General features: G+C 56.0%; 16 protein-coding genes and 1 pseudogene. 15 read left to right on the top strand and 2 right to left on the bottom strand.

What is annotated here, in order from left to right; translation table 11 throughout:
• Positions 1-50: 50 nt before the first annotated feature.
• The gene (tisB, locus tag QRN24_RS15330) at positions 51-140 is read right to left on the bottom strand and encodes a type I toxin-antitoxin system toxin TisB (protein WP_020684667.1); all 90 of its coding nucleotides are present in this window, start codon (positions 138-140) and stop codon (positions 51-53) included.
• 524 nt (positions 141-664) lie between these two features.
• On the opposite strand from tisB, the gene ivbL reads away from it, so the two are divergent.
• The 9 genes from ivbL to QRN24_RS15285 all read left to right on the top strand — a co-directional run bounded on the left by ivbL (position 665) and on the right by QRN24_RS15285 (position 9,653).
• On the top strand, positions 665-763 hold the full coding sequence (gene ivbL, locus QRN24_RS15325; protein ID WP_071605430.1) for an ilvB operon leader peptide IvbL: 99 nt from the start codon (positions 665-667) through the stop codon (positions 761-763).
• Between the two features lie 107 nt (positions 764-870).
• On the top strand, positions 871-2,559 hold the full coding sequence (ilvB, locus tag QRN24_RS15320) for an acetolactate synthase large subunit (protein ID WP_020882735.1): 1,689 nt from the start codon (positions 871-873) through the stop codon (positions 2,557-2,559).
• 3 nt (positions 2,560-2,562) lie between these two features.
• On the top strand, positions 2,563-2,850 hold the full coding sequence (gene ilvN / locus QRN24_RS15315) for an acetolactate synthase small subunit (RefSeq protein WP_014167986.1): 288 nt from the start codon (positions 2,563-2,565) through the stop codon (positions 2,848-2,850).
• A 73-nt stretch (positions 2,851-2,923) separates the two neighbouring features.
• Positions 2,924-3,517 (top strand): response regulator transcription factor UhpA, encoded by a 594-nt coding sequence (gene uhpA / locus QRN24_RS15310; protein WP_014167987.1) that lies wholly within the window; start codon positions 2,924-2,926, stop codon positions 3,515-3,517.
• Entirely contained in the window at positions 3,514-5,019 is a 1,506-nt protein-coding gene (gene uhpB, locus QRN24_RS15305; RefSeq protein ID WP_223398599.1) for a signal transduction histidine-protein kinase/phosphatase UhpB, read from the top strand. The genes uhpA and uhpB overlap by 4 nt, the downstream gene beginning before the upstream one ends.
• Positions 5,012-6,331 (top strand): MFS transporter, encoded by a 1,320-nt coding sequence (locus QRN24_RS15300; RefSeq protein WP_014167989.1) that lies wholly within the window; start codon positions 5,012-5,014, stop codon positions 6,329-6,331. The genes uhpB and QRN24_RS15300 overlap by 8 nt, the downstream gene beginning before the upstream one ends.
• A gap of 132 nt (positions 6,332-6,463) precedes the next feature.
• Complete coding sequence (gene uhpT, locus QRN24_RS15295) at positions 6,464-7,855, top strand: hexose-6-phosphate:phosphate antiporter UhpT (RefSeq protein ID WP_020882733.1); 1,392 nt, start codon at positions 6,464-6,466, stop codon at positions 7,853-7,855.
• A gap of 154 nt (positions 7,856-8,009) precedes the next feature.
• Positions 8,010-9,014 carry an alpha/beta fold hydrolase gene (locus tag QRN24_RS15290; protein WP_020882732.1) on the top strand — a complete coding sequence of 335 codons (1,005 nt, stop codon included), beginning with the start codon at positions 8,010-8,012 and terminating at the stop codon, positions 9,012-9,014.
• A gap of 186 nt (positions 9,015-9,200) precedes the next feature.
• Positions 9,201-9,653 carry a DUF1198 domain-containing protein gene (locus QRN24_RS15285; protein ID WP_014167992.1) on the top strand — a complete coding sequence of 151 codons (453 nt, stop codon included), beginning with the start codon at positions 9,201-9,203 and terminating at the stop codon, positions 9,651-9,653.
• On the opposite strand, the gene QRN24_RS15280 is transcribed toward QRN24_RS15285, so the two are convergent.
• Positions 9,650-10,570: a LysR family transcriptional regulator gene (locus QRN24_RS15280; RefSeq protein WP_014167993.1), complete on the bottom strand. Its 921-nt coding sequence runs from the start codon at positions 10,568-10,570 to the stop codon at positions 9,650-9,652. The genes QRN24_RS15285 and QRN24_RS15280 overlap by 4 nt on opposite strands.
• 372 nt (positions 10,571-10,942) lie before the next feature.
• Here QRN24_RS15280 and QRN24_RS15275 point away from each other — a divergent pair, with 372 nt between their 5' ends.
• The 6 genes and pseudogenes from QRN24_RS15275 to QRN24_RS15250 all read left to right on the top strand — a co-directional run.
• On the top strand, positions 10,943-11,161 hold the full coding sequence (locus tag QRN24_RS15275) for a hypothetical protein (protein ID WP_063157086.1): 219 nt from the start codon (positions 10,943-10,945) through the stop codon (positions 11,159-11,161).
• Between the two features lie 181 nt (positions 11,162-11,342).
• Positions 11,343-11,654 (top strand): haloacid dehalogenase-like hydrolase, encoded by a 312-nt coding sequence (locus tag QRN24_RS15270; RefSeq protein WP_338422542.1) that lies wholly within the window; start codon positions 11,343-11,345, stop codon positions 11,652-11,654.
• 135 nt (positions 11,655-11,789) lie between these two features.
• Entirely contained in the window at positions 11,790-13,010 is a 1,221-nt protein-coding gene (locus QRN24_RS15265; RefSeq protein ID WP_047954855.1) for an MFS transporter, read from the top strand.
• A complete protein-coding gene (locus QRN24_RS15260) occupies positions 12,997-13,410 on the top strand; it encodes a carboxymuconolactone decarboxylase family protein (RefSeq protein ID WP_025206518.1) in 414 nt (137 codons plus the stop codon). Before QRN24_RS15265 ends, QRN24_RS15260 begins: the two co-directional genes overlap by 14 nt.
• Positions 13,407-13,610: a thiolase family protein gene (locus QRN24_RS15255; RefSeq protein WP_163304408.1), complete on the top strand. Its 204-nt coding sequence runs from the start codon at positions 13,407-13,409 to the stop codon at positions 13,608-13,610. The genes QRN24_RS15260 and QRN24_RS15255 overlap by 4 nt, the downstream gene beginning before the upstream one ends.
• A pseudogene (locus QRN24_RS15250) lies at positions 13,580-13,735 on the top strand (acetyl-CoA C-acetyltransferase); the annotation flags it as partial. The gene QRN24_RS15255 and the pseudogene QRN24_RS15250, both read left to right, overlap by 31 nt.
• Between the last annotated feature and the right edge of the window lie 35 nt (positions 13,736-13,770).

Genomic DNA, 13,770 nt, shown 5'->3' with positions numbered 1-13,770 from the left:
ATTAAAGAGGGGCGGTTGCCCGCCCCTCTCAGGTGCGACTTGAACCTGAATCACCGAAGGTATTTCAGGACAGCATCAAGTAGTTGCAGTACAGCAACAATGAGTTTGAGGATAAGTATCACCATATCCACTACGCTCATACGCGTCTCCTTTTGGTTAAAAGGAGCACGATGCTGGCGTACCTTTCCGCCGCCTGTGACCAGCACCTGGATTGACGTAACACAGTGTGCTCACTTCAGGGGGTTAAGGCACTGACGGCACCACCCGTTTCAGCCAGGACTTCGTTGCGCCGGTAGAACTGCGGCCCCCTCGCTCACTGCGAACACCCTCAGTATAGATAAATACTGTATGTATGAACAGTATTTTTTGGACAAAATTCAGAAGGCGGTCCATACTCAAAAACGTCAAAATCCGTGCCCGAATTGCGCGTTCGTCTTCGATCGCGTATACTTTTTGCGTTGACGTAACACAGTGTGTTCTGCGGCGACCAACCGCAAAACCTCTGAAAAAAACCTCGCTCAGGCGAGGTTTTTTGTTTTCTGCACGCAACAAACGAAACGTGATCTTCGACGCATTTTTGCGCAGATGAAAATATTTCCATTGTCATGCCCGAAAAGCTGTGTTTGTATAAATTCTATCAATAGATTCCAAACACAGGTCCCCAATGACAGCATCCATGTTCACCTCGACCCTACTAGCAACTGCGCAACCAGCCGCAGTGGTCGTCGTGCGTGTGGTGGTGGTCGTCGGCAATGCGCCGTAGGGACTGGATCAACACACGAATCCAAAACCCCGCCGGCGCAAACCGGGCGGGGTTTTTCGTTTAAGGACCCTCCCCGGAAAGTCGGCTCAGAAGAAAAGGACTGGAGCATGGCAAGTTCGGGCACAACATCCACCAAAACGCGTTTCACGGGCGCGCAGTTAATCGTTCATTTGCTGGAACGACAGGGCATCACCACGGTTGCGGGGATCCCGGGCGGCACGGTGCTGCCGCTGTATGATGCGTTAAGCCAAAGCACGCAGATTCGTCACGTTCTGGCGCGTCACGAGCAGGGTGCGGGTTTCATCGCTCAGGGTATGGCGCGTACGCAGGGCAAACCTGCGGTCTGTATGGCCTGCAGTGGCCCGGGGGCGACTAACCTGGTCACCGCTATCGCCGACGCGCGCCTGGACTCAATTCCACTGATCTGCATCACCGGCCAGGTGCCGTCCTCCATGATCGGTACCGATGCGTTTCAGGAAGTGGATACCTACGGCATCTCTATCCCCATCACTAAACATAACTATTTAGTTCGCGATATCGCCGAGCTTCCTCAGGTTATCAGCGATGCGTTTCGTATTGCGCAATCCGGCCGTCCCGGCCCGGTGTGGATAGACATTCCTAAGGATGTTCAGACCGCAGAGATCGAGATTGACGTGCTGCCGGAGCCGGGTGAACGTGCGCCAGCGCCGCAGTTCAGCGCAGAGAGCGTGCAGGCTGCAGCGGCGATGATTAACGCCGCCAGACGCCCGGTGCTTTATCTGGGTGGCGGGGCGATTAATGCCTCCGACGCGGTACGCCAGCTCGCAGAGAAAGCCAGCCTGCCCACCACCATGACCCTGATGGCGCTGGGTATGTTGCCAAAAGCGCACCCGCTGTCGCTGGGTATGCTGGGGATGCACGGCGCGCGCAGCACGAACTACATTCTGCAAGAAGCGGATTTGCTGATTGTTCTGGGTGCACGTTTTGATGACCGGGCGATTGGCAAGACCGAGCAGTTCTGCCCGAACGCCAAAATCATTCATGTGGATATCGACCGTGCCGAGCTGGGTAAAATCAAGCAGCCGCACGTGGCGATTCAGGGTGATGTTGCCGAGGTGCTGGCGCAGTTGATTCCGCAAACGGACGCTTCCGATCGCGCCGACTGGCGTCAGCTGGTTGCCGATCTGCAAAAAGAGTTCCCGGGCGCTATCCCAACCGAGGGGGACCCGCTGAGCCATTATGGGCTGATTAACGCCGTGGCCGCCTGCGTTGATGACAGCGCGATTATCACCACCGACGTGGGCCAGCACCAGATGTGGACCGCCCAGGCCTACCCGCTGAACCGTCCGCGTCAGTGGCTGACCTCGGGTGGGCTGGGGACCATGGGCTTTGGCCTGCCGGCGGCAGTGGGCGCGGCGCTGGCCAATCCCGATCGCAAGGTGATCTGCTTCTCCGGTGACGGTAGCCTGATGATGAACATTCAGGAAATGGCGACGGCAGCCGAAAACCAGTTAGACGTGAAAATCATCCTGATGAACAACCAGGCGCTGGGGCTGGTGCACCAGCAGCAGAGTCTGTTCTATACGCAGGGCGTGTTTGCCGCGACCTATCCAGGAACGATTAACTTTATGCAGATTGCCGCCGGTTTTGGCCTGCATACCTGCGATTTGAACGCCGAAGCGGACCCTCATGCGGCGCTGCAGGCGGCGATTTCTCGTCCTGGCCCGGCGCTGATCCACGTGCGTATCGATCCTGAACAAAAAGTGTACCCGATGGTGCCGCCAGGTGCGGCAAATACTGAGATGGTGGGGGAATAAGCCATGCAGAAACAACATGATAACGTCATTCTGGAACTCACCGTCCGCAACCACCCTGGCGTGATGACGCACGTCTGTGGGCTTTTTGCCCGCCGCGCGTTTAACGTGGAAGGTATCCTCTGTCTGCCCATTCAGGGCAGCGAGCACAGCCGCATCTGGCTACTGGTGAATGACGATCAGCGTCTGGAGCAGATGATTGCGCAGATCGACAAGCTGGAAGATGTCGAGAAAGTGGTGCGCAACCAGTCCGATCCCACCATGTTTAACAAAATTGCGGTGTTCTTCGAGTAAATAGCGCAAAGCTTGAACCCCCACGCGCTTATCGTTAAGGTAAGCGCGTTTTTTAACCCGCCAGGAACGCGCCATGACCACCATCGCCCTTATCGACGACCACCTCATCGTCCGCTCCGGATTTGCCCAGCTGCTGAACCTTGAGCCTGATTTTCAGGTGGTGGCGGAGTTCGGCTCCGGTCGCGAGGCGCTGGCAGGTTTGCCCGGGCGCGGTGTCCAGGTCTGTATCTGCGATATCTCAATGCCGGATCTCTCCGGACTCGAGCTGCTGAGCCAGTTGCCGAAAGGGATGGCGATCGTGATGCTCTCGGTCCATGACAGCCCGGCGCTGGTGGAGCAGGCACTGAACGCAGGCGCACGCGGATTTCTTTCCAAGCGCTGCAGCCCGGACGAACTGATCGCTGCCGTGCGCACGGTTTCCACCGGCGGGTGCTACCTGACGCCGGATATCGCCATCAAGCTGGCGGCAGGGCGACAGGACCCACTCACCCGACGCGAACGTCAGGTGGCAGAAAAACTGGCACAGGGGATGTCGGTGAAAGAGATTGCCGTGGACCTGGGGCTGTCGCCAAAAACCGTTCACGTTCACCGCGCTAACCTGATGGAAAAACTCGGCGTCAGTAATGACGTTGAGCTGGCGCGCCGCATGTTCGACAGCTGGCAATGAACCCGCTGTTTTCACGGCTGATCGCCGTTGCTGCCAGTTTTTCCATTTTCTCCGCCGCCTGGTTCTGCCTGTGGAGCATCAGCCTGCATCTGGTTGAACGCCCGGAGCTGGCGGTGCTGCTTTTCCCGTTTGGCCTGCGTCTGGGGCTGATGCTGCAATGCCCGCGCGGTTTCTGGCCGGTACTGCTGGGTGCCGAATGGCTGATGCTGATCTGGCTGGCGCAGGAGGTGGCGCTGGCGCACTTGCCTTTACTGGTGACGGGCAGCGTACTCACGCTGATCCCGGTGGCGCTGATCTCCCGTTATCGTCACCAGCGCGACTGGCGCACGCTGCTGCGTCAGGGGGCTGCGCTGATTGCCGCCGCGCTGTTGCAGTCCCTGCCCTGGACCGGCGAGGAGGAGATGCTTAACGCCCTTCTGCTGACGCTGACCGGCGGTCTGACGCTGGCTCCCACCTGCCTGGTTATCTGGCACTACCTCGCCAGTACCGTCTGGCAGCCGCTCGGACCGGCGCTGGTCTCTCAGCCGGTAAACTGGCGCGCCCGGCATCTTATCTGGTATCTGCTGCTGTTTGCGATCAGCCTGTGGCTGCAGCTTGGCCTGCCCGATGAGCTGTCGCGCTTTACCCCGTTTTGCCTGGCGTTGCCGATTATTGCCCTCGCGTGGCACTACGGCTGGCAGGGCGCGCTGATTGCCACCCTGATGAACGCTATCGCGCTGATTGCCAGCCAGACCTGGCACGATCACCCCGTCGATTTACTGCTCTCACTGCTGGCCCAGAGCCTGACCGGGCTGCTGCTGGGGGCCGGGATTCAGCGCCTGCGTGAACTTAACCACTCATTACAAACCGAGCTGGCGCGTAATCGCCGTCTGGCAGAACGCCTGCTGGAAACGGAAGAGAGCGTCCGGCAGGAGGTGGCCCGCGAGTTGCACGATGACATCGGCCAGACCATTACTGCCATTCGCACTCAGGCAGGCATCGTTCAGCGTCTGGCGGCCGAAAACGCCGGCGTAAAGCAGGGCGGGGCACATATCGAACAGCTCTCTCTTGGCGTGTATGACTCGGTGCGGCGACTGCTTGGCAGGCTGCGACCACGCCAGCTGGACGATCTTACGCTTGAGCAGGCGGTACGGTCGCTGATGCGCGAGATGGAGCTGGAAAGCCGCGGGATCGTCAGCCATCTTGACTGGCGCATCAATGAATCTTTGCTGAGCGAGGGCCAGCGCGTCACGCTGTTCCGCGTCTGTCAGGAAGGGCTGAATAATATTGTTAAACACGCCAGCGCCAGCGCGGTAACGCTGCAGGGATGGCAACAGGATGAACGCCTGATGCTGGTGATTGAAGATGATGGCTGCGGTCTGCCGCCGGGCTCCGGCCAGCTGGGTTTTGGCCTGGCGGGCATGCGTGAGCGCGTCAAGGCGTTGGGCGGCACCCTGACGATCTCCTGCACCCACGGCACGCGCGTCAGCGTCAGTTTACCGCTGAGGAGTCAGCATGTTTAAAACCCCGGCGAATGCCGCCCCGCTAAATGATAAACGTGAAATTGACGCCCGCTATCGTTACTGGCGTCGCCATATCCTGATCACCATCTGGCTGGGGTATGCGCTTTTTTACTTTACCCGCAAAAGTTTCAACGCCGCCGCGCCGGAAATCCTCGCCAGCGGGGTGATGACACGCACCGATATTGGTCTGCTGGCGACGCTGTTTTACATCACCTACGGCCTGTCGAAGTTCTTTTCCGGTATCGTCAGCGACCGTTCGAATGCCCGTTATTTTATGGGCTCAGGACTCATTGCCACCGGGGTGGTGAACATTCTGTTTGGCTTCTCTACCTCGCTCTGGGCCTTTGCGCTGCTGTGGGCGTTGAACGCCTTTTTCCAGGGATGGGGCGCGCCGGTGTGTGCCCGTCTGCTTACCGCCTGGTACTCGCGCAACGAGCGTGGCGGCTGGTGGGCTATCTGGAACACGGCGCATAACGTCGGGGGGGCGCTTATTCCGATGGTGGTCGGGGCGGCGGCGCTGCACTACGGCTGGCGCACGGGAATGATGATTGCCGGCGGGCTGGCGATCGTTGCCGGGCTGTTTCTCTGCTGGCGACTGCGTGACAGGCCACAAACCGTGGGGCTGCCCGCGGTAGGCGACTGGCGGCACGACGAGATGGAAGTCGCTCAACAGCAGGAAGGTGCGGGGCTGACGCGTAAAGAGATCCTCACCAAATATGTGCTGTTAAATCCCTATATCTGGTTACTCTCCCTCTGCTACGTGCTGGTCTACGTGGTGCGTGCGGCGATCAACGACTGGGGCAATCTGTATATGTCCGAAACCCTGGGCGTCGATCTGGTGACCGCCAACTCGGCGGTGACGATGTTCGAGCTGGGCGGCTTTATCGGCGCGCTGGTGGCGGGCTGGGGCTCGGATAAGCTCTTCAACGGTAACCGGGGGCCGATGAACCTGATCTTCGCCGCCGGGATTTTACTTTCCGTTGGTTCGCTATGGCTGATGCCGTTCGCCAGCTACGTGATGCAGGCGGCGTGTTTCTTCACCACCGGCTTTTTCGTCTTTGGCCCGCAGATGCTGATTGGCATGGCCGCGGCGGAGTGTTCACACAAAGACGCCGCGGGAGCAGCCACGGGCTTTGTCGGGCTGTTTGCTTACCTTGGCGCATCGCTCTCCGGCTGGCCGCTGGCGCGGGTGATCGACGTCTGGCACTGGAGCGGTTTCTTTGCCGTGATCGCCATCGCGGCAGGGATTTCGGCCCTGCTGCTGCTGCCGTTCCTGCATGCGCAGGCACCGCGCGAGGCACACGAAGCGTGATGTGCTTCACCTTTTCATTCCGAATGGCGCAAAACTAAGAAATTTTCCTGGTTTCACCTGGACGCTGTCTCAGGCGTCGCTCCCGGCTGGTTTTTACAATGCTGCAAAAATCAGCTCAGGAGTAAACCAATCATGCTGGCCTTCTTAAATCAGGTGCGCAAACCGACCCTGGATCTGCCGCTCGATGTGCGGCGTAAAATGTGGTTCAAACCGTTCATGCAGTCTTACCTGGTGGTCTTTATCGGCTACCTGACCATGTACCTGATCCGCAAAAACTTTAACATCGCGCAGAACGACATGATCTCAACCTACGGGCTGAGCATGACGCAGCTGGGGATGATTGGCCTGGGCTTCTCCATCACTTACGGCGTGGGTAAAACCGTCGTCTCCTACTACGCGGACGGCAAAAACACCAAGCAGTTCCTGCCGTTTATGCTGATCCTCTCCGCCATCTGTATGCTCGGCTTCAGCGCCAGCATGGGCGCGGGTTCCGTCAGCCTGTTCATGATGATCGCCTTCTACGCCCTGAGCGGTTTCTTCCAGAGTACCGGCGGGTCGTGCAGTTACTCCACCATCACCAAATGGACCCCTCGCCGCAAGCGTGGTTCGTACCTCGGCATGTGGAACATCTCCCACAACCTCGGCGGGGCGGGTGCGGCAGGCGTGGCGCTGTTCGGCGCAAACTACCTGTTCGACGGCCACGTGATCGGCATGTTTATCTTCCCGTCGATTATCGCCCTGATCGTCGGCTTTATTGGCCTGCGCTACGGCAGCGACTCCCCGGAATCGTACGGCCTCGGCAAAGCCGAAGAGCTGTTCGGCGAGGAGATCAGCGAAGAGGACAAAGAGACCGAAGAAAACGAGATGTCCAAATGGCAGATCTTTGTTGAGTACGTGCTGAAAAACAAAGTGATCTGGCTACTCTGTTTCTCCAACATCTTCCTGTACGTGGTGCGTATCGGTATCGACCAGTGGTCGACCGTGTATGCCTTCCAGGAGCTGAAGCTCTCCAAAGAAGTTGCGATTCAGGGCTTTACCCTGTTTGAAGTGGGCGCGCTGGTCGGCACGCTGCTGTGGGGCTGGCTCTCGGACCTCGCCAATGGTCGCCGCGCGCTGGTGGCCTGCGTCGCGCTGGCGCTGATTATCGCCACGCTCGGCGTCTACCAGCACGCCAGCAACCAGTACGTTTACCTGGCGTCCCTGTTCGCGCTCGGCTTCCTGGTGTTTGGTCCACAGCTGCTGATCGGCGTGGCAGCAGTCGGCTTCGTACCGAAAAAAGCGATCGGCGCTGCCGATGGAATTAAAGGCACCTTCGCCTACCTGATCGGTGACAGCTTCGCCAAGCTGGGTCTGGGTATGATCGCCGACGGCACGCCGATTTTCGGCCTCACCGGCTGGGCGGGCACCTTTGCCGCGCTGGATGCCGCCGCCATCGGCTGTATCGTCCTGATGGCGATGGTCGCGGTGCTGGAAGAACGTAAGATCCGCCGTGAAAATCGGATGCAGAAATTAAAAGTAGCCTGAGTGTGCAGGTAACTTCTTTGCCCGGTTGACCGCCGGGCTTTTTTTTACATCCCACCTTTACCCCCCTTTACAGACCCGCTCCCTGCAATGCTCTACATTTTAATTTTGCTGCCGCACCCCGCGGCTTTTGTCCGTTTTGTTATGGAGAGCTTGCATGGTAAACCGACGACTATCCTGTCTTGCGCTATTGGTGGCGCTTGCCTCCCCCGCCCTGGCGGCGGATGCGCCGACGTACGGCGAGAAGCTGGAGGGGTTTGATTACGCCTGGCCGGTTAAGCATTTCACCTTTACCTCGCAACATCAGCCGCTTGATATGGCCTATCTGGACGTTAAGCCAGAAAAACCCAACGGCCGCACCGTGGTGCTGATGCACGGTAAAAACTTCTGCGCCGGAACGTGGGAAGGGACTATCCGCGCGCTTTCCGCCAGCGGATACCGCGTGGTGGCACCAGACCAGATTGGTTTTTGTAAATCCACCAAACCCGAGCATTACCAGTACACCTTCCAGCAACTGGCGGATAACACCCACGCGTTGCTTAAGCAGCTCGGCGTCGATCGCGTGACGGTTATTGGGCACTCGACCGGCGGCATGCTGGCGACCCGCTACGCGCTGATGTGGCCGCAGGAAGTGGAACAGCTGGTGATGGTTAACCCGATTGGTTTAGAAGACTGGAAAGCCCGCGGCGTACCGCATATTACGGTCGATCAGTGGTATCAGCGTGAACTTAAAACCAGCGCCGATGGTATTCGTCAGTACGAGAAAAATACCTACTATGCCGGGGAGTGGAAGCCGGAATATGAGCGTTGGGTGACGATGCTGGCCGGGCTGAACAATGGGCCGGGCAAAACGCGTGTCGCCTGGAACTCAGCCCTGCTTTACGACATGATTTATACCCAGCCGGTGATCTACGAATTTGGTGAACTGAAGATGCCGGTATTATTGATGATCGGCACCAAAGACAACACCGCCATCGGGAAAGACCTCGCCCCGCCGGCGATCCGCAAGACGCTGGGCAACTATGCAGTACTGGGTAAGGAGACGGAAAAACGCATTCCGCATGCGACGCTGGTTGAGTTTAACGACATGGGCCATGCGCCGCAGATGCAGGACCCTCAGCGCTTCCATGACGCGCTGCTGAAAGGGCTGCAGGCACGCTGACCGGTCTAAAGCAACAGCCCCGCAGCCCGTTCTGCGCGGGCTGTCTTCCGCGCACTACACGCCAGCATACCTGGTGCTGCCCTTATAACGATTTTCCACCTTTTTTCACTGCACTATTATGGCCTTGCCCGCTGTCGACGCCGCGCGTTTCCCGCTATGATGAGCGGCTGACGTAGAGGAGAACGCATGGTCTGGATAATGCTGGCAACGCTTGCCGTGGTGTTTGTGGTGGGATTTCGGGTCCTGACCTCAGATTCACGTCGCGCAATTAAACGCCTGAGCGAGCGGCTGGGGATCACCCCGGTTCCTGTAGAATCGATGATCGATCAGTTCGGAAAAACGCCCGGCAATGAGTTTATCCGCTACCTTGAACGCCCGGACGAGGCGCATCTGCAAAACGCGGCGCAGGTGCTGCTGATCTGGCAGGTCTGCATTGTCGACGGCAGTGAAGAGAATTTGCTTGCCTGGCACCGTATGCTGCGTAAAGCCCGCCTTGCCGCGCCGATCACGGACGCGCAGGTCCGTCTGACGCTGGGTTTTATGCGTGAAATGGAGCCCGATCCGCAGGAGCTAAACGCCTTCCAGTTGCGCTATAACCAGCTTTTCCTGCCGGAAGAGGGCGTGTTTTACCTGCATTAAGCCGTTTTCCCGCATAACACATTCTGTGCGTTGAGGATCTCCTCTCTATTTTCATTGAGGCGAGTGGCGGCATAGATATCTATGTTTAACCTTTTTGCCTCGGCGTCCGTGAGTTCACGGTAGCAAAGTCCTTCCTGATTAAAGGTGCATTTCGACTGAGGCAGCAGCGCAAATCCTTTCCCTCTTGCGATACGGCTTAGCATCACAAGGGTATCATCCGGCTCTTTTATCCGCTTCAGAGGCGTTTTCAGCGTATCAAAGTAGCTTTCGCATTTGTCGTAAAATGACGGGTTGGCACTTCTGGAAAACCAGAAAATGGGAAGATCGCTAATATCCTCCAGCGCGACTTTCTCTTTCAGGCTGGCAGGATGTAAAGAGGGCATTGCGATGAGCAACGGTTCCTGGCAGACCCAGCGGTATTGAACAATGTCTTCATGACCCGTTCCTTTTTCACCGGTCAGCACCAGATCCAGCATGTTTTTAGACAAGCTTTGCAGCAGTTGGGCTGACGTCAGGTCCGGCGTTTCGACATCATCTCCCGCGTTCATTTTTTGAAGCTGGGTATTCACGGGTTCAATATATTCAAAATTAAGGGTCCGCGTGAGTCCAATACGCAGGCTCGTTTCAGAAGAGAGAGGATCTTCTTTTAGGTTACTGATGTCTTTGAGTATTTTTTCAGCCTGAACAACCAGCGCACGGCCTGCTTCTGTGAGGCTAACGTCATGCGTGTTGCGGCTGAACAACTGACGTTTCAGAACCGCTTCAAGGCATTTTATCTGACGCGTCAATGGCGGTTGAGTCATGCGTAGGCGTTCGGCAGCCTTACGGAAGTTCAGTTCATGTGCGACAGCGAGAAAGCATTGTAATTGTTTGATACTGGGCAGGTTATTGCTGATTAAATGTTCTGCTGTGGCCATACGTGGGTCCTGAATGCGAAAAGGTATTTCGTCTTTTTTCCATTTCGATATTACACGCTAAATGCGGGCAGTAAACCCATTTCAACAGTAATACCAAAAATATATTACAAATTTAACAATTCCAATTGTTTCCTATATTGATAAATTTCTACCCGAATCCTCATTCAATCAATATTCGGAGTAATTATGTCATCTAAATATGTACTGGCATCACGCTTCCCGTTAAAAAATACTTTTACAGAGAAAGATTTTATCTCCTTAAAAAGCAATGAAAACGTTCGCTAGTTTTCCTGTGAAGAAAACGGTGTTAATGAACTGCTGGAACTGCGCGCTGTCAATGACATTAAAGAAATTGCGTGTGCTGAGAGTGAAATGGAATCCATATTCCATCGTTTCTCTGTTGTTCTTTCTGCCGATATTCGTCGCGAACTGCTTAAGTTTGTTGAATCCTCTATCGATAATAAAAAGAGTTTACCCGAATCAAATTATATTCAGCTTCGTCACGTTGAGGTGCCCGCCCATAACTATCAGCAGTATCGTCAGGGGCGCGATGAAACCACGCCGCATTTTTTGACGTTGATGAGACGCTAATAAATATTAAAAGCATGTTTGATTTCTATGACTTCTGGTGCAGGGGAAATAATCAAAACGATCGTCTTCAACGCTATATGTTTCGCTTTCGCGTCGACGTAAAAAACGGTGTGCAGGGGAGACGCTGAACAGAGAGTATTATCGCCAGTTTAAAGGTGTGTCTTGTCGTTATCTGGAAGAAATGGGCGATGAACGGTTCAGGCGTAAGCCAGAAAACGAATTTTTTATTGAGAGTGCCGTTTCAGCACTTAAAAGCCATCAGAGACAGAACATGTACATCGTATTTATATCGGGCTCTATGCTTCCGATTCTGTCACCCATTGCGAAATATCTTGGGGTAACGGACATACTCTGTGCTCCGTTAATAATAAATGACGCAGGCGAGTTGACGGGGGAAATCGGTCTGCCCGAAACAATTGGAGCGGGTAAAAAAGACGCCCTGATGACGTTTTGCCGGGATAAGGAGATTAATCCAGCGGATTGTTATGCCTAAGGTGACGATCTTTCGGATATTCCAATGCTCGAAGCCATTGGGCATCCCGTCTGTGTGGGAGAGCATTCCGCGCTTACCCGATATGCAGCAGAAAAAAATTGGCACATTATTTAAACCATTATTGAGGTAAGTAGTATGACTTCAGAACTCTCTCCGCAAAATATGACGTTAAGGTCATGGCTTGCGTTATTCATTCTGGCTATTTCAACGTTTACTATTGTCACTACCGAACTGGCGCCGGTCGGATTATTAACGCCAATCGCAGAGGGATTACGGTCTTCGGAATCCGCGGTGGGCATGACCGTGTCGCTTTATGCCTGGGTGGGGGCGTTGAGTGCGCTGTTTGCCTCCGTCTTTTTAGGCAATGTGGCTAAGAAGCGGCTTTTACTCGTGCTCACCGTGGTGCTTCTGATCTCTAACGTCATGGCCGCGACGGTAAACACCTTCGGAATGCTGCTTAGTGCCCGCGTGCTGGGCGCGCTTGCTCACGGTGCATTCTGGGCGATGATCGGCGCAACGGCGGTTGCCATGGTTCCTGCCAGATATATTGGTGCGGCGACGTCAATCGTATTTGGTGGCGTTTCCGCAGCAAGCGTTTTTGGCGTACCGGTTTCCAACTACATTGGTATCCACTTCGGCTGGCGGCAGGCATTTTGGCTGATGGCCGCGCTGAGCGTAATTGCCTTTGTGGGTATTAGCGTGCTTGTTCCCCAGATCGCCAGCAAAAGCGCGCTTGGCCTGGATGCGCTTAAGGGCGTGCTGAAATCGTCTACCCTGTGGAAAATTTACTCAGCAACCCTGCTGGCTGTTACGGCGCACTTTGCCGCCTTTACGTACATTGAACCCTGGCTTCACACGCAGAGTTTACTGTCCACCGCCTTTATTCCCGCCGTGCTTTTTGTTTACGGCATCGCGGGTCTGGCCGGTAATTTCCTGACCGGCGTGATGATTGATAAGTATCTCAAGCTGACGGTTTCGCTGTCTGTACTGCTGATCTGTGCAGTGCTGCTGTTCCTGGGCCTGTCAGGTTCCTCGCTCTCTGCTGCGCTGATATTCACCAGCATGATTATCTGGGGCGTTGCCGTGTCAGGAATATTTGTCGGCTTCCAGACGTGGGTTTTACGTATGGCTGAAGATAAAGCCTTCCCGGCCTCCGCAATCTACGTTTCGTTTTTCAATACCGCCATTGGTATCGGCGCGTCGGTCGGTGCCTGGATGGTTTCATCATTTTCAATGCCGCTCCTGTATATCGTCGCCGGCACGGCTATCGGCCTGTCCGTTCTGCTTGTCGCGGTTATTCCTGCAACCTTGACCGCAAAACAATCCCGTATGGAGAAATCTTATGAGTCAAATTAATGACCGCACGCGCTATGGCAGAGAGATCATGGACCGTCTTGAAGCAGGGCTCGCGGATAAAGTCACCCGCCGCCTGAGCGAACTGGACCCGGGCCTGCCCGCCCTGATAACCGACTATGCGTTCGGGGATGTGGTGGGACGTCCGGGACTGGAGCTCAAAACGCGCGAAATGCTGACTGTCGCCTCGCTTGTGACGCTGGGTAATGCTATGCCGCAGCTGGAACTGCACATGAGAGGCGCGCTCAACACCGGCGTGACGCCGGAAGAGCTGCTTGAAATTGTGATACAGATGGCGGTGTATGCCGGCGTTCCCGCCTGTATGAACGGTCTTACCGCCTACCGCGCGGCAATCGCTGCGACGGGTCATACGTTGCCGGGACTGAAAGGGAGTGACGCATGAGCGAGGTTGTCATTATTGCAGCCCGCCGCACGGCGACGGGCGCATTTCTGGGCGCGCTTGCGGAGCATTCCGCCGCTGACCTGGGAAGCTGGGTCATTCAGGCGCTCCTGAAAGAATCTGGCGTAGAGGCCAGTGATATCTCTCGGGTCATTATGGGTCAGGTTCTTACGGCGGGGCAATCGCGCTTGGGCATGCGATAGGCGCATCCGGCTGCCGGATTTTGGTGACGCTGGTTCATGCCCTGGTCCGTAATGACGGCAAGTGTGGCGTCGCCGCGCTGTGCGTAGGCGGTGGGGAAGGCGTCGCGTTGAGCGTTTATCGCTAACGGCACGGCGTATCCGATATAAAAAAACCGGGAAA

Source organism: Enterobacter sp. MEB024, from assembly GCF_030209635.1.
GTDB lineage: Bacteria > Pseudomonadota > Gammaproteobacteria > Enterobacterales > Enterobacteriaceae > Enterobacter > Enterobacter ludwigii.
The sequence above is the reverse complement of the archived record's forward strand: the minus strand, read 5'-3'. Positions and strand labels throughout refer to the sequence as shown.

Bases quoted from the DNA above. Each gene is read 5' to 3' on its own strand.
- tisB (WP_020684667.1), bottom strand. From the start codon at position 140: ATGAGCGTAGTGGATATGGTGATACTTATCCTCAAACTCATTGTTGCT.
- ivbL (WP_071605430.1), top strand. From the start codon at position 665: ATGACAGCATCCATGTTCACCTCGACCCTACTAGCAACTGCGCAACCA.
- ilvB (WP_020882735.1), top strand. From the start codon at position 871: ATGGCAAGTTCGGGCACAACATCCACCAAAACGCGTTTCACGGGCGCG.
- ilvN (WP_014167986.1), top strand. From the start codon at position 2,563: ATGCAGAAACAACATGATAACGTCATTCTGGAACTCACCGTCCGCAAC.
- uhpA (WP_014167987.1), top strand. From the start codon at position 2,924: ATGACCACCATCGCCCTTATCGACGACCACCTCATCGTCCGCTCCGGA.
- uhpB (WP_223398599.1), top strand. From the start codon at position 3,514: ATGAACCCGCTGTTTTCACGGCTGATCGCCGTTGCTGCCAGTTTTTCC.
- QRN24_RS15300 (WP_014167989.1), top strand. From the start codon at position 5,012: ATGTTTAAAACCCCGGCGAATGCCGCCCCGCTAAATGATAAACGTGAA.
- uhpT (WP_020882733.1), top strand. From the start codon at position 6,464: ATGCTGGCCTTCTTAAATCAGGTGCGCAAACCGACCCTGGATCTGCCG.
- QRN24_RS15290 (WP_020882732.1), top strand. From the start codon at position 8,010: ATGGTAAACCGACGACTATCCTGTCTTGCGCTATTGGTGGCGCTTGCC.
- QRN24_RS15285 (WP_014167992.1), top strand. From the start codon at position 9,201: ATGGTCTGGATAATGCTGGCAACGCTTGCCGTGGTGTTTGTGGTGGGA.
- QRN24_RS15280 (WP_014167993.1), bottom strand. From the start codon at position 10,570: ATGGCCACAGCAGAACATTTAATCAGCAATAACCTGCCCAGTATCAAA.
- QRN24_RS15275 (WP_063157086.1), top strand. From the start codon at position 10,943: ATGGAATCCATATTCCATCGTTTCTCTGTTGTTCTTTCTGCCGATATT.
- QRN24_RS15270 (WP_338422542.1), top strand. From the start codon at position 11,343: ATGGGCGATGAACGGTTCAGGCGTAAGCCAGAAAACGAATTTTTTATT.
- QRN24_RS15265 (WP_047954855.1), top strand. From the start codon at position 11,790: ATGACTTCAGAACTCTCTCCGCAAAATATGACGTTAAGGTCATGGCTT.
- QRN24_RS15260 (WP_025206518.1), top strand. From the start codon at position 12,997: ATGAGTCAAATTAATGACCGCACGCGCTATGGCAGAGAGATCATGGAC.
- QRN24_RS15255 (WP_163304408.1), top strand. From the start codon at position 13,407: ATGAGCGAGGTTGTCATTATTGCAGCCCGCCGCACGGCGACGGGCGCA.